This window comes from Terrabacter sp. FW104-15G4B, assembly GCF_058790095.1.
The window spans coordinates 1-23125 of the sequence record NZ_JBYTCI010000016.1 but is presented as its reverse complement, the minus strand read 5'-3'; the positions used below and the strand labels follow the sequence as shown (position 1 = coordinate 23125).

At 71.6% G+C, this 23125-nt stretch carries 20 protein-coding genes and 1 riboswitch; of the genes, 4 read left to right on the top strand and 16 right to left on the bottom strand.

Annotated features, from left to right (window positions below):
* From miaA to miaB, 3 genes are read right to left on the bottom strand one after another with little or no spacing between them, the layout of a single operon-like run.
* The gene (gene miaA / locus AC3WRT_RS13405) at positions 1-927 is read right to left on the bottom strand and encodes a tRNA (adenosine(37)-N6)-dimethylallyltransferase MiaA (RefSeq protein WP_492722652.1); all 927 of its coding nucleotides are present in this window, start codon (positions 925-927) and stop codon (positions 1-3) included.
* A gap of 58 nt (positions 928-985) precedes the next feature.
* Positions 986-1600: a peptide deformylase gene (def, locus tag AC3WRT_RS13400; protein WP_492722651.1), complete on the bottom strand. Its 615-nt coding sequence runs from the start codon at positions 1598-1600 to the stop codon at positions 986-988.
* Positions 1601-1642: 42 nt separating this feature from the next.
* Positions 1643-3205 carry a tRNA (N6-isopentenyl adenosine(37)-C2)-methylthiotransferase MiaB gene (miaB, locus tag AC3WRT_RS13395; protein WP_492722650.1) on the bottom strand — a complete coding sequence of 521 codons (1563 nt, stop codon included), beginning with the start codon at positions 3203-3205 and terminating at the stop codon, positions 1643-1645.
* Positions 3206-3378: 173 nt separating this feature from the next.
* On the opposite strand from miaB, the gene AC3WRT_RS13390 reads away from it, so the two are divergent.
* Entirely contained in the window at positions 3379-3984 is a 606-nt protein-coding gene (locus AC3WRT_RS13390; RefSeq protein ID WP_492722649.1) for a YceI family protein, read from the top strand.
* Between the two features lie 140 nt (positions 3985-4124).
* On the opposite strand, the gene AC3WRT_RS13385 is transcribed toward AC3WRT_RS13390, so the two are convergent.
* The 3 genes from AC3WRT_RS13385 to AC3WRT_RS13375 all read right to left on the bottom strand — a co-directional run bounded on the left by AC3WRT_RS13385 (position 4125) and on the right by AC3WRT_RS13375 (position 6449).
* The gene (locus AC3WRT_RS13385) at positions 4125-4901 is read right to left on the bottom strand and encodes a regulatory protein RecX (RefSeq protein ID WP_492722648.1); all 777 of its coding nucleotides are present in this window, start codon (positions 4899-4901) and stop codon (positions 4125-4127) included.
* 2 nt (positions 4902-4903) lie between these two features.
* Positions 4904-5944 carry a recombinase RecA gene (recA, locus tag AC3WRT_RS13380; protein WP_492722756.1) on the bottom strand — a complete coding sequence of 347 codons (1041 nt, stop codon included), beginning with the start codon at positions 5942-5944 and terminating at the stop codon, positions 4904-4906.
* A gap of 244 nt (positions 5945-6188) precedes the next feature.
* Positions 6189-6449: a DUF3046 domain-containing protein gene (locus AC3WRT_RS13375; protein WP_492722754.1), complete on the bottom strand. Its 261-nt coding sequence runs from the start codon at positions 6447-6449 to the stop codon at positions 6189-6191.
* A 158-nt stretch (positions 6450-6607) separates the two neighbouring features.
* Here AC3WRT_RS13375 and AC3WRT_RS13370 point away from each other — a divergent pair, with 158 nt between their 5' ends.
* Positions 6608-8194 (top strand): DUF3352 domain-containing protein, encoded by a 1587-nt coding sequence (locus AC3WRT_RS13370; protein ID WP_492722646.1) that lies wholly within the window; start codon positions 6608-6610, stop codon positions 8192-8194.
* Between the two features lie 61 nt (positions 8195-8255).
* On the opposite strand, the gene AC3WRT_RS13365 is transcribed toward AC3WRT_RS13370, so the two are convergent.
* From AC3WRT_RS13365 to rimO, 6 genes are all read right to left on the bottom strand, one after another.
* Entirely contained in the window at positions 8256-9362 is a 1107-nt protein-coding gene (locus tag AC3WRT_RS13365; protein ID WP_492722644.1) for a dipeptide epimerase, read from the bottom strand.
* A complete protein-coding gene (locus AC3WRT_RS13360; RefSeq protein ID WP_492722642.1) occupies positions 9359-10219 on the bottom strand; it encodes a serine hydrolase in 861 nt (286 codons plus the stop codon). The genes AC3WRT_RS13365 and AC3WRT_RS13360 overlap by 4 nt, the downstream gene beginning before the upstream one ends.
* Positions 10220-10236: 17 nt before the next feature.
* Positions 10237-10539: a helix-turn-helix domain-containing protein gene (locus AC3WRT_RS13355; protein ID WP_492722640.1), complete on the bottom strand. Its 303-nt coding sequence runs from the start codon at positions 10537-10539 to the stop codon at positions 10237-10239.
* An 88-nt stretch (positions 10540-10627) separates the two neighbouring features.
* The gene (locus AC3WRT_RS13350) at positions 10628-11137 is read right to left on the bottom strand and encodes a CinA family protein (RefSeq protein ID WP_492722639.1); all 510 of its coding nucleotides are present in this window, start codon (positions 11135-11137) and stop codon (positions 10628-10630) included.
* Position 11138: 1 nt separating this feature from the next.
* Positions 11139-11891 carry a CDP-diacylglycerol--glycerol-3-phosphate 3-phosphatidyltransferase gene (pgsA, locus tag AC3WRT_RS13345; RefSeq protein ID WP_492722637.1) on the bottom strand — a complete coding sequence of 251 codons (753 nt, stop codon included), beginning with the start codon at positions 11889-11891 and terminating at the stop codon, positions 11139-11141.
* Entirely contained in the window at positions 11888-13360 is a 1473-nt protein-coding gene (gene rimO, locus AC3WRT_RS13340; protein ID WP_492722636.1) for a 30S ribosomal protein S12 methylthiotransferase RimO, read from the bottom strand. The genes pgsA and rimO overlap by 4 nt, the downstream gene beginning before the upstream one ends.
* Before the next feature lie 28 nt (positions 13361-13388).
* Here rimO and AC3WRT_RS13335 point away from each other — a divergent pair, with 28 nt between their 5' ends.
* Positions 13389-14609, top strand: coding sequence for a dipeptidase (locus tag AC3WRT_RS13335; protein WP_492722634.1), 1221 nt, complete (start codon positions 13389-13391; stop codon positions 14607-14609).
* Positions 14610-14652: 43 nt separating this feature from the next.
* Here AC3WRT_RS13335 and AC3WRT_RS13330 read toward each other — a convergent pair whose 3' ends face one another.
* Complete coding sequence (locus AC3WRT_RS13330; RefSeq protein ID WP_492722632.1) at positions 14653-15396, bottom strand: ion channel; 744 nt, start codon at positions 15394-15396, stop codon at positions 14653-14655.
* A gap of 162 nt (positions 15397-15558) precedes the next feature.
* Positions 15559-18489 carry an FtsK/SpoIIIE family DNA translocase gene (locus tag AC3WRT_RS13325; RefSeq protein WP_492722630.1) on the bottom strand — a complete coding sequence of 977 codons (2931 nt, stop codon included), beginning with the start codon at positions 18487-18489 and terminating at the stop codon, positions 15559-15561.
* Positions 18490-18665: 176 nt separating this feature from the next.
* Positions 18666-18791: riboswitch (SAM riboswitch) on the top strand.
* 130 nt (positions 18792-18921) lie between these two features.
* Between AC3WRT_RS13325 and AC3WRT_RS13320 the strand changes: the two genes are divergently transcribed.
* Positions 18922-20256 (top strand): aminotransferase class V-fold PLP-dependent enzyme, encoded by a 1335-nt coding sequence (locus AC3WRT_RS13320; RefSeq protein ID WP_492722628.1) that lies wholly within the window; start codon positions 18922-18924, stop codon positions 20254-20256.
* Between the two features lie 60 nt (positions 20257-20316).
* Here AC3WRT_RS13320 and AC3WRT_RS13315 read toward each other — a convergent pair whose 3' ends face one another.
* Positions 20317-21456 carry an endonuclease/exonuclease/phosphatase family protein gene (locus tag AC3WRT_RS13315; RefSeq protein WP_492722626.1) on the bottom strand — a complete coding sequence of 380 codons (1140 nt, stop codon included), beginning with the start codon at positions 21454-21456 and terminating at the stop codon, positions 20317-20319.
* Between the two features lies 1 nt (position 21457).
* A partial coding sequence (locus AC3WRT_RS13310) for a ribonuclease J (RefSeq protein ID WP_492722624.1) occupies positions 21458-23125 on the bottom strand: 1668 nt, incomplete at its 5' end.

The following is a 23125-nucleotide window of genomic DNA, read 5'->3' as shown; positions in this document are numbered from 1 at the left end:
TCAGCCATTCTCCGGTACGCCCCTTCGCGCCCGCGCATCCGCCTCGCGAACCGCCGAGAGGGCCTGGTCGAGCAGGTCCGGGGCGTCGGCGTCGAGCCAGTTGATGCGCGGGTCCGGGCGGAACCACGACTCCTGGCGGCGGGCGTAGCGGCGCGTGGCCTGCGCGGTGTCGGTGCGGGCCGCAGCCTCGTCGAGCTCGCCGCCGATGACGGCGATGGCCTGGCTGTAGCCGATGGCCCGGCTCGCTGTGACACCGCCGCGCAGTCCTTGGGCCAGAAGCGTCTCGGTCTCAGCCCGGAGGCCCTCCTGCCACATCCGTTCGACTCGTCGGTCGATGTGGCGAACCAGAACCTCGCGCTCGAGCCGCAGGCCGAGCATGACTGCGGGAGAGACGAACTCGCGGGTGGGCATCGACGCGCTGAAGGGACGGCCGGTGAGCTCTATGACTTCGAGCGCCCGGATGACGCGCCTGAGGTTGCCGGGGAGGATCACGGCGCCGGCCTGCGGGTCGAGGCCGCGCAGCCTTGCGTGCAGGGCGTCGGCGCCGACCCGGTCTGACTCCGACTCCAGGCGAGCGCGCACCGCGGCGTCGGTCGGAGGGATGTCGAGCCGGTCGAGGGCGGCACGCACGTAGAGGCCCGAACCCCCGACCAGGAGCGGGCGGTGGCCCCGGGCCCGGATGGCCGCGATGTCGGCGCGGGCGGCAAGCTGGTAGCCCGCGACGCTGGCCTCCTGCGTCACGTGCAGCACGTCCAGCTGGTGGTGCGGGATGCCGCGGCGCTGCTCGACGCCCAGCTTCGCGGTCCCGATGTCCATGCCGCGGTAGAGCTGCATGGCGTCGGCGTTGACGATCTCGCCCCCGAGCCGATCGGCGAGCTCGAGACCGAGGTCCGACTTGCCGGTTGCCGTCGGACCCACCACGGCCACGATGGGCTCAACCGGATCCGTCGGCGTGTGCGGCTCAAGCGTCACGGTTCTCGAGCACTCAGCCGATCAGCTCATCGGCGTGCTCGTCCCTGACGCTCTCGTCATGGCCGAAGGGGTCGCGGTCGACGCCGGGGTGCCAGGAGTTGCCGGGCTTGCCCCACCCGTTGCGCTTGACGGCCTTGCGGGCCTTCTTCGACTGACGGTCGTCGAGCCGGTCGACGTAGAGGGTGCCGTTGAGGTGGTCGTACTCGTGCTGCATGCAGCGGGCGAACCAGCCGGTCGCGTCGAACTCCACACGGTTGCCGTCGAGGTCGAAGCCGATGACGTGTGCCTTCTCAGCGCGCTTGAGCGGGAACGCCTCGCCGGGGACCGACAGGCAGCCCTCCGTCTCCTCGTCGGGGTTCGGGCGCTCCTGAGGGATCTTCGAGGTGGTGACCGTGGGGTTGATGACGTGGCCTTCCTCGGGCACACCGTCGTCGTTGGGCATCTTCCAGACGAAGACGCGCAGTCCCACGCCCACCTGGGGAGCGGCGAGCCCGACGCCGTTGGCCGCGACGTTCGTCTCGTGCATGTCCTCGACGAGGGTGCGGAGCTCGTCGTCGAACCCGGTCACGAGGGCGGCTGCACGGTGCAGCACGGGCTCACCGGTGATGACGATGGGTCGCACGCTCATGCGCCAAGTCAAGCATGGACGCTCGCGCCCGCCCGAATCGGCTCAGACGACCGAGCAGCCCGGCGCGACCGGGGCGGCGAGCGGCCGCCCGATGGACGGCATACCGAGGCTGACGGCCGGCTTGCCGGTGCCCTGCGGCGCGTCCTGGAGCGCTGCCCAGGCCTCACCGCCACGGGTGCGCCGGACGGCATACAAGCCGCCCTGCACCCCGGAGTCGGCCACGAGGTGGTGCGGCGCGCCGTAGGTCACCTGCACGGTGACGGCGTCACCCGGGCGCGGCACCTCGGCGCCCTCCGGCACGGCGAAGTGCACGAGCCGGTTGTCGCGAGCCCGGCCCGACAGCCGCTTGGTCTCGAGGTCCTTGCGGCCCTCGGACGGGGCAACCAGCACCTCGACCTCGCGTCCCTCGAGGGCCCGGTTCCCCGCCCAGCTGACCTCTTCCTGCAGGGCGATGAGCCGCTCGAAGCGCTCTTGCACGACCTCCTTGGGAACCTGCCGCTCCATCGTGGCGGCGGGAGTGCCGGGACGGATGGAGTACTGGAAGGTGAACGCGCTCGAGAAGCGGGACTCGCGCACGACGTCGAGCGTGCCCTGGAAGTCCTCCTCGGTCTCGCCCGGGAAGCCGACGATGATGTCCGTCGTGATCGCGGCGTCCGGGATGTGCCGGCGGACGTTCTCGATGATGCCGAGGAACTTCGTGCTCCGGTACGAGCGACGCATCTGCTTGAGCACCTTGTCCGAGCCCGACTGGAGCGGCATGTGGAGGCTCGGCATGACGTTGGGCGTCTCGGCCATGGCCACGATGACGTCTTCGGTGAAGGCTGCCGGATGGGGGCTGGTGAAGCGGACCCGCTCGAGCCCCTCGATCTGACCACACGCGCGGAGCAGCTTGCCGAAGGCGAGTCGGTCGCCGAACTCCACTCCGTAGGTGTTGACGTTCTGGCCCAGCAGGGTGACCTCGACGACGCCCTGGGCGACGAGGGCCTCGATCTCGGCGAGGATCTCGCCCGGACGACGGTCCTGCTCCTTGCCGCGCAGGCTGGGCACGATGCAGAACGTGCAGGTGTTGTTGCAGCCGACCGAGATGGAGACCCACGCGCTGTAGGCGGAGTCGCGGCGGGTCGGCAGTGTCGAGGGGAAGACCTCGAGGCTCTCGAGGATCTCGACCTTGGCGCGCTTGTTGTGGGCAGCGCGGTCGAGCAGGGCCGGCAGCGAGCCGATGTTGTGGGTGCCGAAGACGACGTCGACCCACGGCGCCCGCTGCACGATGGTGTCGCGGTCCTTCTGCGCCATGCAGCCGCCGACCGCGATCTGCATGTCGGGGTTCCGCTGCTTGGCCGGTCGCAGCTGGCCGAGGTTGCCGTAGAGCTTGTTGTCGGCGTTCTCACGCACCGCGCACGTGTTGAACACGACGACGTCCGCGACGTCGGGGCGCTCCGGTGCCGGGAGGCTCGTGAGGTCGACGTAGCCGGCCGTCTCGAGAAGCCCCGCGAGGCGCTCGCTGTCGTGGACGTTCATCTGGCACCCGTGCGTTCGCACGTCGTAGGTCCGAAGCGCGGCGGCCGATCGGGCGGCGGGCTGTGGTGCGGAAGTCTGCGTTGTCATGGCACCGACAAGGGTACGTCGTCCTGCACTGGCATCCGGACCGGCGCGGGGCCCGCCGCGCGGCCGGGGAATAGTGGCGCTACCCATCCTGTTGATCCTCTTGCTTGACAGTTCAACTACATGACGCCATCATGGTTGTTGAAGATTCAACCACTACTTCCGAAGGAAACATCATGGGCCTGTTCAACCGCAGCAAGGACGAGACCGTCACCGAGACCCCGTCGGTCGCCGTCGAGAACATCTCCGGCGACTACACCCTGGACCCCAGCCACACGCGCATCGGCTTCTCCGCCCGCCACGCCATGGTGACCAAGGTCCGCGGCAGCTTCGAGCAGTTCGAGGGAACGGCGCACGTCGACACCGTCACCCCGGCCAACTCCTCCGTCACCGTGACCATCGACGCGGCCAGCGTCACCACCGGCAACGAGCAGCGCGACGGTCACCTCAAGACCCCCGACTTCTTCGACATCGCCAACTACCCGCAGATCACCTTCGTCTCGACCAGCGCCGAGCGCGACGGGACCGAGTGGGCCGTGACCGGCGACCTCACGATCAACGGCGTCACCAAGTCCGTCACCATCCCGTTCGAGGAGACCGGCTCCGCCAAGGACCCGTACGGCAACACCCGCGTCGGCTTCGAGGGTGACGTCACCATCGACCGCACCGAGTGGAACCTCTCCTTCAACGCGGCCCTCGAGACCGGTGGCGTCCTCGTCAGCGAGAAGGTCAAGCTCGAGTTCGACGTCTCGGCCATCGCCAACGTCCCGGCCGAGGTCTGAGCACTCCTCAGCCGGGCTGAGCGCGCACGCTCGGCTGTGAGCGGTTGAGTAACGAAGCACCACCCACGAGGGGGTGAGGGCCACCTGGTCCTCACCCCCTTCGTCGTGTCCGCACCGCACGACCCAGGGCGTCCGACGGGTCAGTCGCGTCGGTGCTCCGGCAGCCCGTCGATGGCGTCGCGGATGACAGGCCACGCCAGCTCGCCCGAGTAGCCCTTCCGTGCAAGCATCCCGGCCAGGCGGCGCGCCTGGACGTCGGGAGCCAGGCCGCGCATGGTGCGCAGCTTCTTGGCGACGAGCTGCTCGGCCCGCACGCGCTCGTCATCCGCGTCGACCTGGCTGAGGGCATCGTCGGCGAGCTCCTGATCGATCCCCTGCTGGCGCAGCTCGTGGGCGAGGGCCCGCCGGGCCAGGCCCTTGCCGGACTGCCGGGAGCGCACCAGCATCTGCGCATAGGCCTCGTCGTCGACGAGGCCGACCTCCGCCATGCGGTCGAGGACCTTGGCCGCAACCGCGTCCTCGCAGCCTCGCTGACGCAGCTTCTTCTCGAGCTGCGTCCGGCTGCGCGGAGCCATGCTCAGCTGTCGGAGCACGATCGCGCGCGCCACCGACTCCGCGTCGGCCTCCGGGACGGCGGTCTCGGCGTCGTCTTGCGGAGGCGCCCAGTCGGGCCGCTCCCCTGCATCATCGGCGCCCCACGGGGTGCCGCCCCCTGCGCGCGAACGGCTCCGCCTTGCAGCCGGTCGGGCGGCCGATGGAGCACGGTCGCTGGGCACCGTCACCTCGCGGCGGGCGCCGGTGGCGACCGCACCGGGCGGACCGTCGGCCCGCCCGGCGGCGACGTCCTCGGCGTGAGCCAAGGCTGCCGTCGCGCGGGCCATCCGGTCCTGCAGGGACTCCGGTTCTCGGGAGTCCATGATCAGAAGTCGACGGGCACGTCCGAGATCTCGGCGGGCTTGTCGACGCGCGGTCCGACGCCGAGCTTCTCCTTGACCTTCTTCTCGATCTCGTCGGCGAGGTCGGGGTTGTCCTTGAGGAAGTTGCGGGCGTTCTCCTTGCCCTGGCCCAGCTGGTCGCCCTCGTAGGTGTACCAGGCACCGGCCTTGCGCACGAAGCCGTGCTCGACCCCCATGTCGATGAGGCCACCCTCACGCGAGATGCCATGGCCGTAGAGGATGTCGAACTCCGCCTGCTTGAACGGCGGCGACACCTTGTTCTTGACGACCTTCACGCGGGTGCGGTTGCCGACGGGGTCGGTGCCGTCCTTGAGCGTCTCGATGCGGCGGACGTCCAGACGTACCGAGGCGTAGAACTTCAACGCCTTGCCACCGGTCGTCGTCTCGGGCGAGCCGAACATGACGCCGATCTTCTCGCGGAGCTGGTTGATGAAGATCGCCGTGGTGCCGGTGTTGTTGAGGGCGCCGGTCAGCTTGCGCAGCGCCTGGCTCATGAGTCGTGCCTGGAGGCCGACGTGGCTGTCACCCATCTCGCCCTCGATCTCGGCACGGGGCACGAGAGCCGCGACCGAGTCGATGACGATGATGTCGATGGCACCCGAGCGGATCAGCATGTCGGCGATCTCGAGCGCCTGCTCGCCGGTGTCGGGCTGCGACACGAGCAGGGCGTCGGTGTCGACGCCGAGCTTCTTGGCGTACTCCGGGTCGAGCGCGTGCTCCGCGTCGATGAACGCCGCGATCCCGCCCGCCTTCTGCGCGTTGGCGACCGCGTGGAGCGCGACCGTCGTCTTGCCGGAGGACTCCGGACCGTAGATCTCGACGACGCGCCCGCGGGGCAGGCCACCGATACCGAGCGCGACGTCGAGGGCGATCGACCCGGTGGGGATCACCTCGATGGGCGGGCGGACGTCGTCGCCGAGGCGCATCACCGCGCCCTTGCCGTAGCTCTTCTCGATCTGGCCCATCACCGAGGAGAGTGCCTTGTCCTTGTCCTTTGCCTGCACCGATGCCATGTCGGTCACCTATCTGCCGTCTGCGCTGCGGTCGTCTACCTTCGACCCGGGCGGCGGCTCGTTCTGGGAAATCCGCTGTCGGGTCAGACGCTAGGTGCCGGCGCCGACATCGGGGTGAACCACGAGACGGCCTGTGGATGATGCGGGGTGGTGGCGCAGGACCTGTGGAGAACAGTACCGAACACGTGTTCGAAGTCCCAACGACACGCCGACCGCTGCCACGAAGGCTCGGCGGTCAGCCTCCGCGCCGACCAGCCTGCCCGGCCTGACCGCCCTGCGCGCCTCGCGCGACCCGCGTGTCCCGACCGAGCCGCCGCTCGGGCGGCACGTCCATGTCGGTGCACAGCGCCTCCCAGACTGCCCGCGGTGGCTCGCCGTCGGCGAGGGCCTGCACCACGGTGCGGTTGCCCAGCGCGCCGATCACGTGGTCGCGGGCGAGTGACCCGGCATACGCCGCGCCGAACTCGTCGTCCATCAAGGTCCAGAAATGGCTCATCCGCACCACAGCAGTCTGTCACCACCGAGCCTGCCACCGTGCCCCCCGCGGTGACCTCACGACATTTCCGCAACCCCACGCGAGCCTCCCGGGTGGCCGGTATCGTCCACACCGCCGGCGCGATGGCGCGCCGGCACGGACTTGTCAGGGGAGCAACGATGACCGAGCACGCCGGGCCCGACGGCCCCTACTCCTACCCGTCCTCCGCGGCTGCGCCGCAGACCGTCCCCGGCGAGGTCGCCCTCTCCGACGACCCCGAGGCCTCCGGGCCCCAGGGGTCGGGCGGCGGCCGCCGGACGGGGCTGCTCGTCGGCGCAGTGGCCCTGGCCCTGGCCCTCGGCGGAGCGGGGGCCTTCGCCTTCCAGGCGCTCAGTGGCGGAGGCTCCCAGCCCGCCGACGTCCTGCCCGGCGACGCGTACGCCTACCTCCGCCTCGACATCGACCCGTCGGCGGGCCAGAAGGTTGCCGCCGTTCGGTTCCTCGGCAAGCTGCCGCAGGTCAAGGACACGGTCGGCAGCGACGACCCGCGCCGCAAGCTGTGGGAGGTCGCCTCGAAGGACTCGAGCAACTCCTGTGTCGCCGCATTCAGCTATGACAGGGACGTAGCCCCCTGGCTCGGTGACCGAGTCGGCGTCGCCGTTCGGCCCGGCGGCACGCAGAAGGACCCGAACGTCGCCGTCGCCGTCCAGGTGAAGGACGAGGCGGCGGCGAAGGCCACCCTGACCCGGCTCCTCGCGTGCGACAAGGGCAGCTCCGCCACCGACCTGCGGATGCGAGACGGCTACGCGATCATCACGCCGCGCGGGGTCGGGGACGCAACCCTCGCTGCCGTGGACCAGGGCTCGCTGGCGCACAATCCCACCTTCGCCCAGGACCTGGCCGCGCTCGGCGAGCAGGGAGTCCTGTCGGGGTGGTTCGACATGGGCACCGGCATGAAGGAGGTCCAGAGGCTCGGCGGCAGTGCCGGCATGGGCTCGATGCCGGCCCTGCCAGGCACCAAGGGCCGGTTCGCCATGGCCCTGCGGTTCGAGGCGGACTACGTCGAGCTGGCCGGTGTCACCCGCGGGGCCGATGGCACCAAGGCGTCCAAGGGCGACGGCAGCGAGCTGGCCTCGCTCCCGGCGAACACGATGGCCGCCGTCACCGTCTCGGGGGCCGACCAGATGCTCGACGCCGGCTGGCCCGCCATCCAGAAGCAGCTGCAGGCATTCGGGGGTGTCGGAATGGGGACGTCGGACTTCGTCGGCGAGGTCGAGAAGGAGGTGGGGATCAAGCTGCCCGACGACCTCAAGGTCCTGCTGGGGCGGTCCTTCACCCTCGCCATGCCCGGCCAGGACCTCAAGTCCGACGTGCCGACCATCGGTGCGAAGGTCGTCTCGAGCGATGCCAAGCGCGCCGACGCGCTCGTCGGTCGCATCCTGGCGAAGGCGGGAGCCGGCAGCGACGTCCTCACGCACAAGGTCGAGGGCGACAGGCTCTTCGTCGCGACCACGCCCGGCTACGCCGACGACCTCCAGTCGGGCGGCAAGCTCGGGGACACCGACGCCTTCAAGCTCGCCGTGGGCGACGTGAGCAGCTCCAACGCAGCGCTGTTCGTCGACCTCGACAAGGTCGACGCGCAGCTCGCCGGCACGGTCCACGGCGAGGCGAAGACGTTCCTCGAGTCGCTCCGCGCGGTCGGCATGAACGCGTCCGTCACCGGCAACGGCGAAGGAACGTTCACGCTCCGGGTCGTCGGCGACTGAGCTCGTGCTGCACGAGGATGGGCCCCGCTCCGGCGGAGCCCCTCCTCGTCACCGGGGCCGGTCAGGCGTCTGCTGCGAAACCCGTGATCCCGAAGCCGCCTGCCGTTGGCACACGGATCTGGTTGCCCGAGTAAGAGATTCCGCCGTCGACCGGCGAGTTCACCGACCACCAGGCGGCGTCGAGGTCGCTCACCTCCGTCGTCGGCTCGGCCGCCACGAGCGCTGCCGCTGCGCCGACGCCGATGTGGCTCTCCATCATGGAGCCGACGATGGTGCGCAGTCCGGCCTCGTGGGCGCGTCGCAGCATGTCGAGGCCGACCGTCAGGGAGCCGGACTTGGCCAGCTTGACATTGACCAGGTCGGCTGCCCCGAGCCGGATGATGCGTTCGAGCTCGAAGGGTCCGTAGCAGGACTCGTCGGCCATGACGGGCAGGCCCACCCGCTCACGCACCCACGCCAGCCCCTCGACGTCCTCGGCCACAACCGGCTGCTCGACGAACTCGACCCCGAGGTCGGCGGCCTCGAGCGCCCGGATGACCTGCACGGCCTCCTCCCGGCTCCAGCCCTGGTTGGCGTCGAGGCGGATGGCGACGTCGGGCCCGACCGCGTCACGCACGGCGGCCACCCGCTGCACGTCGGTGCTCGCGTCGGTGCCGACCTTCATCTTGAGCGTGCGGAAGCCCTCGCTGACCCGTTGCCGGGCAGTGTCGGCGAGCGCGCCGGCGGCGCCCGCCGACAGCGTGACGTCGGTGGTGAGCACGGGTGGTATGCCGTCCGGCCGGCCGGCGAGCACGGCCGCGACCGAGGTGCCCTCCACCTGGGCGAGCACGTCGTGCAGGGCGGCATCGAGCGCAGCCTTGGCGCCGAAGTTGCGGGCGACGGTGCGCTGCACGAGGGCAGCGGCGGCGGCCAGGTCGTCGCGGTCGTCCAGGCGGCGTCCGAGCAGGACGGGGGCCAGCATCGTCTCGATGCAGGCCGTCGCGCCGGCGAGCGACTCCCCCGTCACCTGCCACACCTGCGGGGCCTCGCCCCAGCCGGTGCGGCCGTCGCTGTCGGTCACCGTCACCACGACGGTGTCGGTGGTCTCGGTGCGGCGCAGCGCCGTGACGAAAGGCGTGTGCAGGGCCACGGAGGAGATCGTCGTCGCGACCCGGTTGATCGTCGTCACGCGGCTGGCCCTCCGTCTGCGTGTCCGACGTGCCACAGGTCCCGCGCGATGCCGGCGACGAAGGCGGCCGCCTCGGCCTCGTCGAGGTCGACGCTGGTGCAGACGGCCAGGACGAAGGGCGGCTCCTCCTCGGGGCGAACGAGTGCGACGTCGTGCGAGACCCCGGGGATCCACCCGGACTTGCTGGCGGTCGGCGTGCCCGGTGGCAGCCCGGCCGGGACCTGGTCGAGGTGCACCTGACGGGCCAGCAGCGCCTCGACGGGCGCGAGCACCGGGTCGCCGCCGAGGGCGGGCTCGCGCCGGCCGACCGCCGCCATGACCTTCCCGAGGTCGCCGGCCGTCACGGTGTTGGTGATCCCGGCCTCCCGCGCGGCGGCGTCCTCGATGCCGCGACCCACCACGGTGGCCGGCGAGGCGCCGACGAGACGCAGGACCTCGGCGACCTCGTCCAGCCCGACGACGTCGATGAGCAGGTTGGTGGCGATGTTGCTCGAGTGCGTGATCGCCTGCTCGGCGAGCTCGGCGACGGTGCGCGTGGAGCCCACGGCAGCCCACGTCTGCGGGTCCTGGTCTTCGGACTCGTCGAGCGCGAAGGCAGAGCCGTCGTGAACGGAGGCGAAGGTGCCGCTGACGCGGACCGGGGCCGCCAGGTCGAGCTCGCCCCGGGCGGCACGACGGAAGCCCGCGATGACCAGGGGCAGCTTCATCGTCGACGCGGCGTAGTGCGGCGCGAGGGCGTCGCGCTCGTACCTCACCCTGCCGGCGAGGTCGCCCAGCCACACGGATACCACGGCCCCGCGGTGGACCTCCCCCACGCGGTCGAGACGTGCATCCAGGTCGGAGTAGGGCGAGGGCACCCCAGAACGGTAGACGATCAGGCAGCGGAGGCGGACACCACGTCGCCCGACGGGACGGGCAGTGGGACGGCCTCGGCCAGTCCCTCGCTCTCGGCCATCCTGCTGGACACGTCGATCAACACCTGCGAGAGCGGGAGCGACAGGGCCCCGCAGATGGAGGCGAGCAGTTCGGACGACGCTTCCTTCTCGCCGCGCTCGACCTCGCTGAGGTAGCCGAGGGACACCGCGGCCGTCGCAGAGACCTCGCGCAGGGTGCGACCCTGGGCGCGCCGGCGCTCCCGCAGGACGTCACCGAGCTCGCGTCGCAACAGGGTCGTCATGCCGTCCTCCTTCAGGTCGCTGGTGTGGTGCCGGGGTGTCTTGCGGGGCCGCCTCGGGGCGGCTCGACAGCCCTACCGTACCCCGAGGCTATGACGGCGGGGCGGGACTTCGGCCAGTGGCGCCCGTCTGCTCGAGCGCGAGCCGCAGTACCGCGTCGACGGTGCCGGAGCGGATCTGCGCCCTGCTCCCCTTCAACTCCAGGCGGCGGGTCGCTGTTCCCTCGGGTCCGGCTACGGCGACGTGGACCGTGCCGGCGGACTTGCCCTCGGACGGCCCCGGCCCCGCCACCCCGGTCGTGGAAAGGCCCCACGTGGCACCGAACCGTCGGCGTACGCCCTCGGCCATGGCGACCGCCACCGCGGGATCGACGGTCCCGACCCGGGCGACGAGCTCGGCGGGGACGTCGAGCAGCAGCGTCTTGACCTCGGCGGCGTACGCCACGACTCCCCCGAGCAGGACGGCGGAGGCTCCTGGCGTGTCGGCCACGGTGGCCGCGACGAGGCCGGCGGTCAGGGACTCGGCGCAGGCGAGGGTCTGGCCGGACCCGGTCAACGCGCTCACGAGCAGCGACCCCGGGGTGACGGCGGCCTCACCCACGTCAGTCCCGCTTCGCGGTCCGCTCGGGGGGCACCGCGCCACCAGGCGGCCCGGTCAACGGGTCGGGCCCGGGCTGCGCTCCGCCGCTCGTCAGGCGGGCCTGCCGCGTGCCACGCGCGGCCCGCGCGGCCCGTCGGGCCAGGGTGCGATCGCTCGTCTGCCGCAGGCGCGCCGCCTTGAAGACGTAGTCGACGCCGCTGACGACCGTCATGACGAGCGCCGCACCGAGGACGACATAGGCGACGAGCAGCCAGGCTCCACCCAAGGGGAGCACCCAGAGGGGAAAGGTCAGCGCGCCCAGTGACAGCGTCTGGAGCATCGTCTTGAGCTTGCCGCCGCGCCCGGCCGGCATGACCCCGTGGCGGATCACGACGAACCGCATGACGGTGATGCCGATCTCGCGCACGAGGATGACGACGGTCACCCACCACCACACGACACCGAGCAACGACAGGCCGATGAAGGCCGTCCCCGTGAGCGCCTTGTCGGCGATGGGGTCGGCCACCTTGCCGAAGTTCGTGATCTCGCCGCGGCGCCTCGCGATCTTGCCGTCGACCCCGTCGGTGACCGCAGCGAGCGCGAAGACGACCCACGCCCAGAAGCGCCACCAGGGCTGGTGGCCGTCGTCCATGAAGAGCAGCACGGCGTAGACCGGGACGAGCAGGAAGCGGAGCACCGTCAGGGCGTTCGGCAGGTTCCAGTCGGTGGGTCGGGGCGCCGGCCCCTCCCCCCGGTGGAAGGTCTGTGGGGTCATCGCGGCTCCGCGACGAGGTCGATCCCCTCGGTGCCGACGACGACGGCCGGCACGAGGTCGCCGATCTGGGGCGCCGGGGCTCCTTCGGGGACGTGCACGATGGTGACGCCGTCGACGTCGGGGCCCTGGAAGTCGGCCCGACCGATGACCGAACCGTTCTCGTCGTCGATCTCCTCGACGAGGACGACGACCTGCTCGCCGATGCGCTCCTCGGCGCGCTGGGCGTTCAGCTCCTCGACGAGCCGGGTGAAGCGGTCGAGGCGCTCGGCCACGACCTCGGGGGCCAGGTGGCCGGCATACGACTCCGCCTCGGTGCCGTCCTCGTCGGAGTAGCCGAAGACGCCGACGACGTCGAGGCGAGCCTCGGTGAGGAAGGCCTCGAGCTCGGCGAGGTCGGCCTCGGTCTCGCCGGGGAAGCCGACGATGACGTTGCAGCGGATGCCGGCCTCCGGGGCGTCGGCGCGCACGCGGGCCAGCAGGTCCAGGAAGGCCTCGCGCGAGCCGAAGCGGCGCATCGAGCGCAGCAGCGGCTCGGAGGCGTGCTGGAAGGAGATGTCGTAGTAGGGCACGACGCCGGGGATGTCGGCCATGGCGCGCAGCAGCCCGGGACGGATCTCGGCCGGCTGGAGGTAGGAGACGCGGACCCGCTCGATGCCCTCGATCGCCGTCAGCTCGGGCAGCAGCTTCTCGAGCAGGGCGAGGTCGCCGAGGTCCTTGCCGTAGCTCGTGGAGTTCTCGGAGACGAGGAAGAGCTCCTTGACGCCCTGCTCGGCGAGCCAGCGGCCCTCGGCGACGACGTCGGCGGGACGGCGGGAGACGAACGCCCCCCGGAACATCGGGATCGCGCAGAACGAGCAGCGCCGGTCGCAGCCGGAGGCGATCTTGAGCGGCGCCCAGGGGCGGCCGTCGAGGCGGGCGCGGATGACCCGCGGGCCCGAGGCGGGGGTCGGCACGTCGTCGTCGGCCAGGGCCGGGGCGTCGCCGTGGCCGGGGAGCGCGACGGACGCAGACCCCTGCTGGCGCTTGGCCGGCGTGAGCGGGAGCAGGGTGCGGCGGTCACCCGGCGTGTGGCTCTCGACGTGCCCGCCCGCGAGGATCGTCTGCAGGTGGGTGCTCATGTCGCGGTAGGAGTCGAAGCCGAGCACGGCGTCGGCCTCGGGCAGCTGGTCGGCGAGCTCCTTGCCGTAGCGCTCGGCGAGGCAACCCACGGCGACGACCTTCTGGGTGCGGCCTCCCTCGCCCTTGAGGTCGGAGGCCTCGAGCAGGGCGTCGATGGAGTCCTTCTTGGCCTGCTCGACGAAGCCGCAGGTGTTGACGACGGCGACGTCGGCCTCGGCGGCGTCGTCGACGAGACGCCAGCCCTCCGCGAGCAGCCGTCCGGCCAGCTCCTCGGAGTCGACCTCGTTGCGCGTGCACCCGAGGGTGACGAGTGCGACGCTCCTGTGGGCGCTCGGGTGGGGAGGGGTCATGCGTCCACTCTAGATGCCGGGGTGTTCAATGGCCGACATGCTCGGAACCGCCCCTCCCGGCCACGACGACGCCCTCGCGAGGGCCCGTGAGCTGCTCCGGGCGCACCCCCTCGTCGACGGCCACAACGACCTGCCCTGGGCGGCAAGGGAGCTGACCGGCTACGACTTCCAGGCTCTCGACATCGCCGGGACCCTCACGACGACCCAGACCGACCTGCCCCGTCTCGCGGCGGGCGGCGTGGGGGCGCAGTTCTGGTCGGTCTTCGTGCCGAGCACCCTCCAGGGAGACTCGGCTGTCATCGCGACGCTCGAGCAGGTCGACGGCGTGCACCGCATGATCGGGACGTATGCCGACCGGCTGGCTCTCGCCCGCACCGCGGACGAGGTGGACGCGGCCACCGCGTCGGGTCGGGTCGCCTCGCTGCTGGGAGCCGAGGGCGGCCACTCCATCGGCTGCTCGCTCGGGACCCTGCGGCTGCTCCACGTGCTCGGCGTGCGCTACCTGACGCTGACGCACAACGACAACACGCCGTGGGCCGACTCCGCGACGGACGTCCCTGTCGTCGGCGGCCTGAGCGAGTTCGGCCGCGAGGTCGTGCGCGAGATGAACCGGCTTGGGATGATGGTCGACCTGAGCCACGTCGCGCCGACGACGATGCGCGCCGCGCTCGAGACGACCGACGCGCCGGTCATCTTCAGCCACTCGTCGGCGCTCGCCCTGTGCGACACGCCCCGCAACGTGCCCGACGAGGTGCTGGCGGCGCTGCCAGCCAACGGCGGCGTGTGCATGGTGACCTTCGTGCCCGAGTTCGTCTCGCCCGCGACGGCCGCCTGGCGCGTCGAGGCAGCGGCCGCAGCCGCGCAGCTGGGCGTCGAGGCCCGCGACTGGGAGGCGTTCGGCCGGTTCACCGCCATCTGGCAGCGCGAGCACCCCAAGCCCGACGCGACGATCGCGCAGGTCGTCGCACACCTCGAGCACGTCCGCGAGGTCGCCGGCGTCGAGCACATCGGCCTCGGCGGCGACTACGACGGCACCGACACCTTCCCGGTCGGCCTCGAGGACGTCAGCGGCTACCCCCGGCTCGTCGCCGCCCTGCTCGAGCGCTCGTGGTCCGAGGCCGACGTCGCCCGGCTGGTCCGTGGCAACACCCTGCGCGTCATGCACGACGTCGAGGCCGTGGCCCGCGACCTGCAGGCCACCCGGGCCCCGAGCCTGCGGACCTTCGCCGAGCTCGACGGCGCCGTCTGAGCGCCGCCCGGGCACACGGCATACGCCCTCCGGGCGTTCGCGCCTACTGGCGGAAGCGGGCGATGGTCAGCCCGACGAGGCGAGCGACGACGAGCGCGACGTAGAGCATGCCCGCGATCTGCTGCAGCAGCACGAACGCGCGGGCGTGCGGCTCGACGGCGATGATGTCCGACAGGCCCGTCGAGGTCATCGTCGTGATCGACAGGTAGAGCAGCTCGAACCACGTGCGCGTGCCGGGGGCAGCCTCGCCGTAGATCGTGAACGAGTGGGGCCACAGCAGCTGCACGGCGACGTAGAGGTAGGCGAAGCCCCACGCGACGACCGTGAACGTCGCGCCGGTCGCGTACAGCTCGTCGCGGGTCACCCAGTTGTCGGCGAACATGTACCGGAGCAGCCCGTAGCCGGTGTAGAAGTAGAAGAGCGCGTGCAGCAGGGCGCTCCAGAACGCGATGACGTCGTTGGCGGGCCACACCGCCTCCGCGATCGTCAGCAGCACGACGGGCCCGCCGAGCACGATCGCGACCCAGGTGAGGGCCGGCGTGGCACGCACCGCACGGACGGCCAGGAAGAGCACGAGGAGGCCGATGAGTCCGAAGATCGCCCGGCCCGTCTCGCGGACGTCGCCCGCGCGGGTCTCGACGAACGGATAGGCCACCAGCGCCGCGAGCTGCGCGAAGAGCAGCAGCGCGCACGGCAGCTCGGCGATCTTGCGACGCAGCCGGTGGATTCCCGACGGGGGCCCCGGTCGACGAGGCGATGACGGCCAGAGCTCGAGGGACGCACTCACGACTGGGACTCTAGTGGCGCCCCGTCAAGAACGCGCAGCAGCATCGGCGAGGTGCTGTGCGCCACCCCGCACCCCCGCAGCGTCGAAAGACCACGAACCGAGAGGGTGGCGCTTCGCGCGGCACCCCGGTTCGTGGCCTCTCGAGGTTGGAGAGAGCCGGGGTCAGTAGCGTTCGCGGCCGCCGCGGTCGGTGAGGTTCCAGGCGTCCTCGGACTCCTCGTCGTCCTCCTCGACCGTGGGCGTCATGTCTCCGGGCGTCCACCGGGCCGTCGGCACCGCCGTCGTCTCGTCGTCGCCGCGTCGCTGCTCGCCACGCTCGGCCACGAGCGACGCCGTGCGCTGCGGCGCGACGTCGCCCTGCTCGTCGACGTAGCCGGCCGAGACCTCCGGCGGCTCGATGTCGACGGGTGGGGCGGCATACGGCTGCGCAGGTTCGACGAGGTCGACGAGGTCGGCGGGCTCGTTGGGGTGCGGCACGTCGTCGCCGCGCAGCAGCGCGAGGGTCTGCTCGAGGTCGTCGGGGCGCACGAGCACGTCACGCGCCTTGGAGCCCTCGCTCGGGCCCACGACACCGCGTGACTCGAGCAGGTCCATGAGCCGGCCGGCCTTGGCGAAGCCGACGCGCAGCTTGCGCTGCAGCATCGAGGTCGAGCCGAACTGCGTCGTCACGACGAGCTCGGTGGCCTGCAGCAGCACGTCGAGGTCGTCGCCGATGTCGTCGTCGATCTGCTTCTTCGGTGCAGCGACGGTCACGTCCTCGACGTAGTTGGGCTTGAGCTGGGTCGTGACGAACTTGACGACCTCGTGGATCTCGGACTCGTTGACCCACGCGCCCTGCACACGCATCGGCTTGCTCGCGCCCATCGGCAGGAAGAGCGCGTCACCCTGGCCGATGAGCTTCTCGGCGCCGGGCTGGTCGAGCACGACGCGGCTGTCGGCGAGCGAGCTCGTCGCGAACGCCATGCGCGAGGGCACGTTGGCCTTGATCAGGCCCGTGACGACGTCGACCGACGGGCGCTGCGTCGCGAGGACGAGGTGGATGCCGGCGGCGCGGGCGAGCTGCGTGATGCGCACCACCGACTCCTCGACGTCGCGCGGGGCGACCATCATGAGGTCGGCGAGCTCGTCGACGACGACGAGCAGGTAGGGGTAGGTCGTGATCTGGCGCTCCGAGCCCGGCAGCGGCTTCACCTTGCCGGCACGGACCGCCTTGTTGAAGTCGTCGACGTGCTTGAAGCCGAACGCCGCGAGGTCGTCGTAGCGCTGGTCCATCTCCTTGACGACCCAGGCGAGTGCCTCGGCGGCCTTCTTGGGGTTGGTGATGATCGGCGTGATGAGGTGCGGGATGCCTTCGTATGCCGTGAGCTCCACGCGCTTCGGGTCCACGAGGATGAGGCGCACCTCCTCAGGCGTCGAGCGCATGAGGATCGAGGTGATCATCGAGTTGACGAAGCTCGACTTGCCGGAGCCGGTGGCGCCCGCGACGAGCAGGTGGGGCATCTTCGCGAGGTTGGCGATGACGTAGGCGCCCTCGACGTCCTTGCCGACACCCATGACCATCGGGTGCTCGTTGCTCCGCGCGGTGTGGCTGCGCAGCACGTCACCGAGCGCGACGTTCTCGCGGTCGAGGTTGGGGATCTCGATGCCGATCGCGGACTTGCCCGGGATGGGACTCAGGATGCGCACGTCGGCCGAGGCCACGGCATACGCGATGTTCTTGGAGAGGGCGGTGACCCGCTCGACCTTGGTGCCCGAGCCGAGCTCCACCTCGTAGCGCGTGACCGTCGGACCGCGGGTGAAGCCGGTGACGGCGGCGTCGATGTCGAACTGGTCGAAGACGTTCGTCAGCGACTCGACGACGCGGTCGTTGGTCTCGCTGCGCGTCTTGTGCGGCGCACCCGGGGTCAGCATGGAGTGGTCGGGCAGGCGGTAGGTGATGTCCCCACCGAGGCTCAGCTGCTCCACGCGGGCCGGGAGCTCGGACATCGGCGGCGGGATGAGCTCGGCCTTGGGCCCCACCCTGCTGGTGTCGGGCGCCCCGAGCGTCTTGGGGTCGGTGGCGTCGATGACCTTCTCGCCGCCCTTCTCGCCGCCGGGGCGGGGAGCCAGCAGGCCGGGAGGCGTCGGGCGCTTCTCGCCGGGACGCGGCCTCGTGGAGCCCTCGTCCTCGAGGGCCTTCTGGGCGGCTTGGCGGAAGGCCTCGTCTCCGTCGCGGTCGGCCAGGTCGACCGGCTTGCGGCGGGCCCGCTTCACCGCGGCGGCCGGTGCGTCGTCGGTCTCGTCGGAGTCGTCGAACTCGTCGTCGTCGTGGTCGTGGTGGATGACGAGGGCGCGCAGCTGGTGCATCCGGGTCGGGATCATGCTGACCGGCGTGGCCGTGATCACGAGCAGGCCGAAGAGGCCCAGGAGGATGAGCAGGACGAGCGCGCCGTAGGTCGAGACGGCAGCCGCCAGCGGGCTGGAGGCGAGGAAGCCGATGATTCCGCCGGCGGCGCGCATGCCGTCGGCCCCGTCCGGAGGGTTCGGGATGCCGTCGGCCAAGTGCGAGAGCCCGCACGCGGCGAAGGTCAGGGCGATGGTGCCGACGACGATGCGGTTGGTGGCGGCCTCGTCCTGCGGCGCGCGCAGCATGCGCAGGCCCACGGCGAGCAACACCAGCGGCACGGCGTACGCGACGCGCCCGAAGGTGCCGGCGAAGACGGCGTGGACGATCTGTCCGAAGGTGCCGGAGACGCCCCACCACTCACGGGCCGCCACGACGACCGCGAGAGCGATCAGCGTGAAGCCGATGCCGTCCCTGCGGTGCTCGGGCTCGAGGTCGGCCGCGCTGTGGCCGACCCGGCGCACCGCTCCCCCAGCCAGGTGCGACACGCCCATCCAGGTGTTGCGGACCGCGCCCAGCGGGAAGGGCAGTCCCCCGCCCTTGGCCTTCGACGGCGTCTTGGGCGCCGGCTTCCGGGTGGCCGGCTTGCGCTGCGCGGGCCGCGTCGACCGGGCTGCCGGCGGGCGCGACGACGCGCCGCTCGAGCCGCCCTTGGCGCGCGTGGCCGCGGCGGTGCTCGATCGCTGGCTGCTGGAGGGTCGTGACGCCATGCTGGCACCGTACGCCAACGCCCCGCTGAACTCACGCGTCACACGCGCACCAGGACGGATCGCGCAGGCCGGTCGACGAGGCAGCGGCGCGGCGCCTCCCGCGGCCGTCTCAGATCGCGACACCCGAGTACCGAGAGGTGGACAGGGAACGACGCGCCGCTCTATCGTCCTTCGCAGGTCATGAGTGCCAGTGACAAGCCCCGGCTCGCTGGCCAGCAACCCTCCTCCGCGGTGGGGTGCTCCGGGTGACGACCAGGCCACCCTCGGTCCGTTCGTGAGATCGAGGTCGGCAAGCGCGGACCCGCACCGGGTGGGTCCCATGACCCCAGGAGCACTCCCATGTCGGTCCTCTCCTCGACCCGTCCCTCAGTCAATCCCGTCCACCCCTCTCACGGTGCCGCCTCCGGTTGTGGCGGCTCTCCGGCTCCGGCCGTGCGCACCCGCGCCCTGCACGTCGTGCCCGAGGCACGCGCGCTGCCCACCGTCGTCGGTGCGGGACTGCGCGTGCCGACGCTCCGCGGCGACACGGCATACGCCAACCTCGACCACGCGGCCTCGACGCCGGCACTCGAGACGGTGAAGGCTGCGGTGGACCGGGCGCTGGAGACCTACTCCTCGGTGCACCGCGGCGCCGGCTTCGCCTCGCGCCTGACCAGTGCGTGGTACGAGCAGGCCCGGGCCGAGGTTGCGGCGTTCGTCGGGGCCCGCGAGGGCGACTCGGTGATCTTCACCCGCACGACGACCGACTCGTGGGCGCTGCTGAGCAAGGCGCTGCCGAGCCGCACGACGGTCTTCGTCTTCGGCTCCGAGCACCACTCGACGCTGCTGCCGTGGGGGGGCTTCCGCACGGTCCGGTTGCCCGTCCCGCAGACCGTGGAGGACGCGCACGCACTGCTCGAGGAAGCCCTCGCCGACCACCCCTCGCGCCACCGCCTCGTCGTCGTCGCGGCCGCCTCCAACGTGACGGGAGAGGTGTGGCCGGTCGAGCGCTTCGCCGCGCTGGCGCACGCCCACGGCGCCCGCGTCGCCGTCGACGCCGCGCAGCTCTCGGCGCACCGCCGCATCGACCTCGCCGCGTGGGACGCCGACTACGTCGCCTTCTCGGGGCACAAGACGTACGCCCCCTACGGCGCCGGCGTGCTCGCCGGTCGCTCCGACTGGCTCGACGCCGGGAACCCCTACCTGCTCGGCGGCGGGGCCACCCGCTCGGTCACCGAGGACGGCACGACTTGGGCCACCGGACCCGCGCGCCACGAGGGGGGCAGCCCCAACGTGATCGGCGCGATCGCCCTCGCCGCGGCCTGCGCCACCATCAGCCGCCACCGGGAGGCCATCGAGGAGCACGAGGCGCGCCTGCTCGAGCGCCTGCGATCCGGCCTCGAGGACGTCGCCAGTGTCGAGGTGCTGTCGATCTTCGGTGACGACAGCGACCGCGTCGGGGTGGTCGCCTTCACCGTCGAGGGCTGGGACTCCGCGCTCGTGTCGCAGGTGCTCTCCGTCGAGCACGGCATCGGCGTGCGCGACGGCAAGTTCTGCGCCCACCTGCTCGTGGACGAGCTGCTCGAGGACCCGTGGGGCGAGCGGCCCACCACAGCCGTGCGCGCCAGCATCGGGCTCGGCAGCACCCTCCAGGGCGTCGAGCGCCTCGTCACCGCTGTCGCCGGGCTCGTGGAGCACGGCACCGAGGCGACGTGGACCCTGACCGAGGCCGGGTGGGCCGTCGAGGGTGCGGACCCGCGCGACGTGGAGGTCGAGCGTCCCTGGTGACGGCCCGGCGCGGGCGCGGGTGCGCCCACCGCCCTCAGCGCCCTCAGCGCCTCAAGGCGCTCAGCGCACCGGCAGGGCGTAGCTCGCCCAGACGGCGGCGTGGTCCGCACGGTTGTACGCGACTTGGCCTGCTGCCACGACCGTCAGCCCTCGGCTGAGCACGTGGTCCAGCTGCACGTAGGCCGGCAACGCGCGGCCTGAGAAGGGCCAGGTGCGCACCCACCCCTGCCCGTCGGCGCGCTGCGCGTCGTCGAGGCCCTCGGCGACGGCACGGAAGCCCGGGTGCCCGAAGCCCGCGTTGAAGTCCCCCGCCATCACGACCGGCCCCCTGCTGCCGAGTCGCTGCTTCCAGGTCTGCAGGGCACGCAGCCCGGCCCGCCACTGCTCGGTGTCACCGGGCAGCGGCGCCGTCGGGTGGGCGACCTTGAGGCGGACGGCGCCCTTGGGCGTGGTGACGTCCAGCTCGGGCTGCACGCTCTGCGTGCCCTCGACCCCCGGATCGGTGCCGCGGCTGCGCACCGACAGCGGGAAGCGAGTGAGGACCATGGTCCCGGTGTTGGTGCCGGCCCGCGCGACCCCCTGGCGCTTCGTGAAGTAGTCGCCGGCGCCGTCCGCGTCGAGCCGGCGCAGGAACGCCGGCGTCGCCTCGATGACGACGAGCACGTCGACGGCGTGGTAGCGCACGGCATCCATGAGCTGGCCGGAGTTGGCGTCGCCGAGCGACACGTTGGCCGACATCACGGTCAGGTCGATGTCCGCCTTCGGCGCGGTCGTCGCCCGGAACGCCGGCGCCGCGATGGCCGCCCCCACGACGAGCGCGACGACGACGGGCACCAGCACCCACCAGCGACGCAGCAGGAGGGTGACGACGGCGAGCAGCCCCAGCCCCACGACGACGAGGGGGCCCGCCGTCTGGAGCACGACGACGACGTATGCCGTCGAGTCGTACCAGCGCAGCGCACCGACCGCGACGAGCACGAGGAGCACGACGCCGATGGCGACGTCGAGCCAGCGACGGCTGGGACGGCTGGGACGGCTCGAGCCAGGCACGGTCATACCGTCGTCTGCGTCCGTCGCGTGCTGCTCGTCGGCGCCGTGGTCGCCCGCGCCCCTTCCGTCGTTGTGGTAGCCGCCGTCAGGCGCGTCGACGTCCTCGTCGTCGCCGGCGGCAGCTCCGCCGTCGACCTCCTGCGCCCTCACCTCAGGCCTGCAGCACGACCGGGATGATCATCGGTCGGCGCCGGATCTTGCCGCCGACCCACGAGCCCACCGCGCGGCGGATGACCTGCTGCAGCTGCTGGTCGTCGCGGACGCCGTTGGCCACGGCCTCCTCGATCGCCCGCTCGACCTTGGGGATGACCTGCTGGAAGACGGCCTCGTCCTCCACGAAGCCACGGGCCGTGATCTCCGGGCCGCTCGCGATCTTGCCGGTCGCGGCGTCCAGCACGACGATGCAGGTGATGAAGCCCTCGTCGCGCAGGATCCGGCGGTCCTTGAGCAGGGCCTCGTCGGCCCCGCCCACGCTGCTGCCGTCGACGTAGACGTAGCCGCAGTCCACGACGCCGACGACGGAGGCCCGGCCGTCGACGAGGTCGACGACCACGCCGTCCTCGGCGAGCACCACGTTGTCCTCGCGCACCCCGGAGGAGATGGCGAGCTGGGCGTTGGCGTACATGTGGCGCCACTCGCCGTGCACGGGCAGCACGTTGCGCGGCTTGACGATGTTGTAGCAGTAGAGCAGCTCGCCGGCGCTGGCGTGGCCGGAGACGTGCACCTTGGCGTTGCCCTTGTGCACGACGTTGGCGCCGAGGCGCATCAGCCCGTTGATGATGCGGTAGACGGCGTTCTCGTTGCCCGGGATCAGGCTGCTGGCGAGCAGCACCGTGTCGCCGGGGCCGACGTCGATGCGGTGCTCGCGGTTGGCCATGCGCGACAGGGCCGCCATCGGCTCACCCTGCGAGCCGGTGCAGACGAGCACGACCTCGTCGTCGCGCAGGCTGTCGAGCTTCTTGATGTCGACGAGGATGCCGTCGGGCACCCTGAGGTAGCCGAGCTCGGCGGCGATGCCCATGTTGCGCACCATCGACCGGCCGACCATGGCGACCTTGCGGCCGGCCTTCTCGGCGGCGTCGAGGACCTGCTGGACGCGGTGCACGTGGCTGCTGAAGCAGGCGACGATGACCCGGCGCTGGGCGTGCCGGAACACCTTGTCGATGGCGGGAGCGATCTCGAGCTCCGGCGTGGTGAAGCCGGGCACGTCGGCGTTGGTCGAGTCGGTGAGGAAGAGGTCGACGCCTTCCTCGCCGAGGCGGGCGAAGGCACGCAGGTCCGTGAGCCGGCCGTCGAGCGGCAGCTGGTCCATCTTGAAGTCGCCGGTGTGCAGCAGGGTGCCGGCCTCGGTGCGCACGAAGACGGCGAGCGCGTCGGGGATGGAGTGGTTGACGGCGACGAACTCGAGGTCGAAGACCCCGAGCCGCTCACGCTGCCCCTCGCGCACGGCCATCGAGTAGGGCCGGATGCGGTGCTCCTTGAGCTTGGCCTCGACGAGGGCGAGGGTCAGCGTGGAGCCGATGATCGGGATGTCGCCCTTGAGCTTGAGCAGGTAGGGCACGGCTCCGATGTGGTCCTCGTGGCCGTGCGTCAGCACGATCGCCTCGATGTCGTCGAGGCGGTCGCGGATGTAGGTGAAGTCCGGGAGGATGAGGTCGACGCCCGGGTGGTGGTCCTCGGGGAAGAGCACGCCGCAGTCGATGACGAGCAGCTTGCCCTTGGTCTCGAGCACGGCCATGTTGCGTCCGACCTCGCCGAGCCCGCCGAGCGCGACGACCCGCAGGCCGTTGTCGGGGAGGGCGGGGGGCGTGGTCAGCTC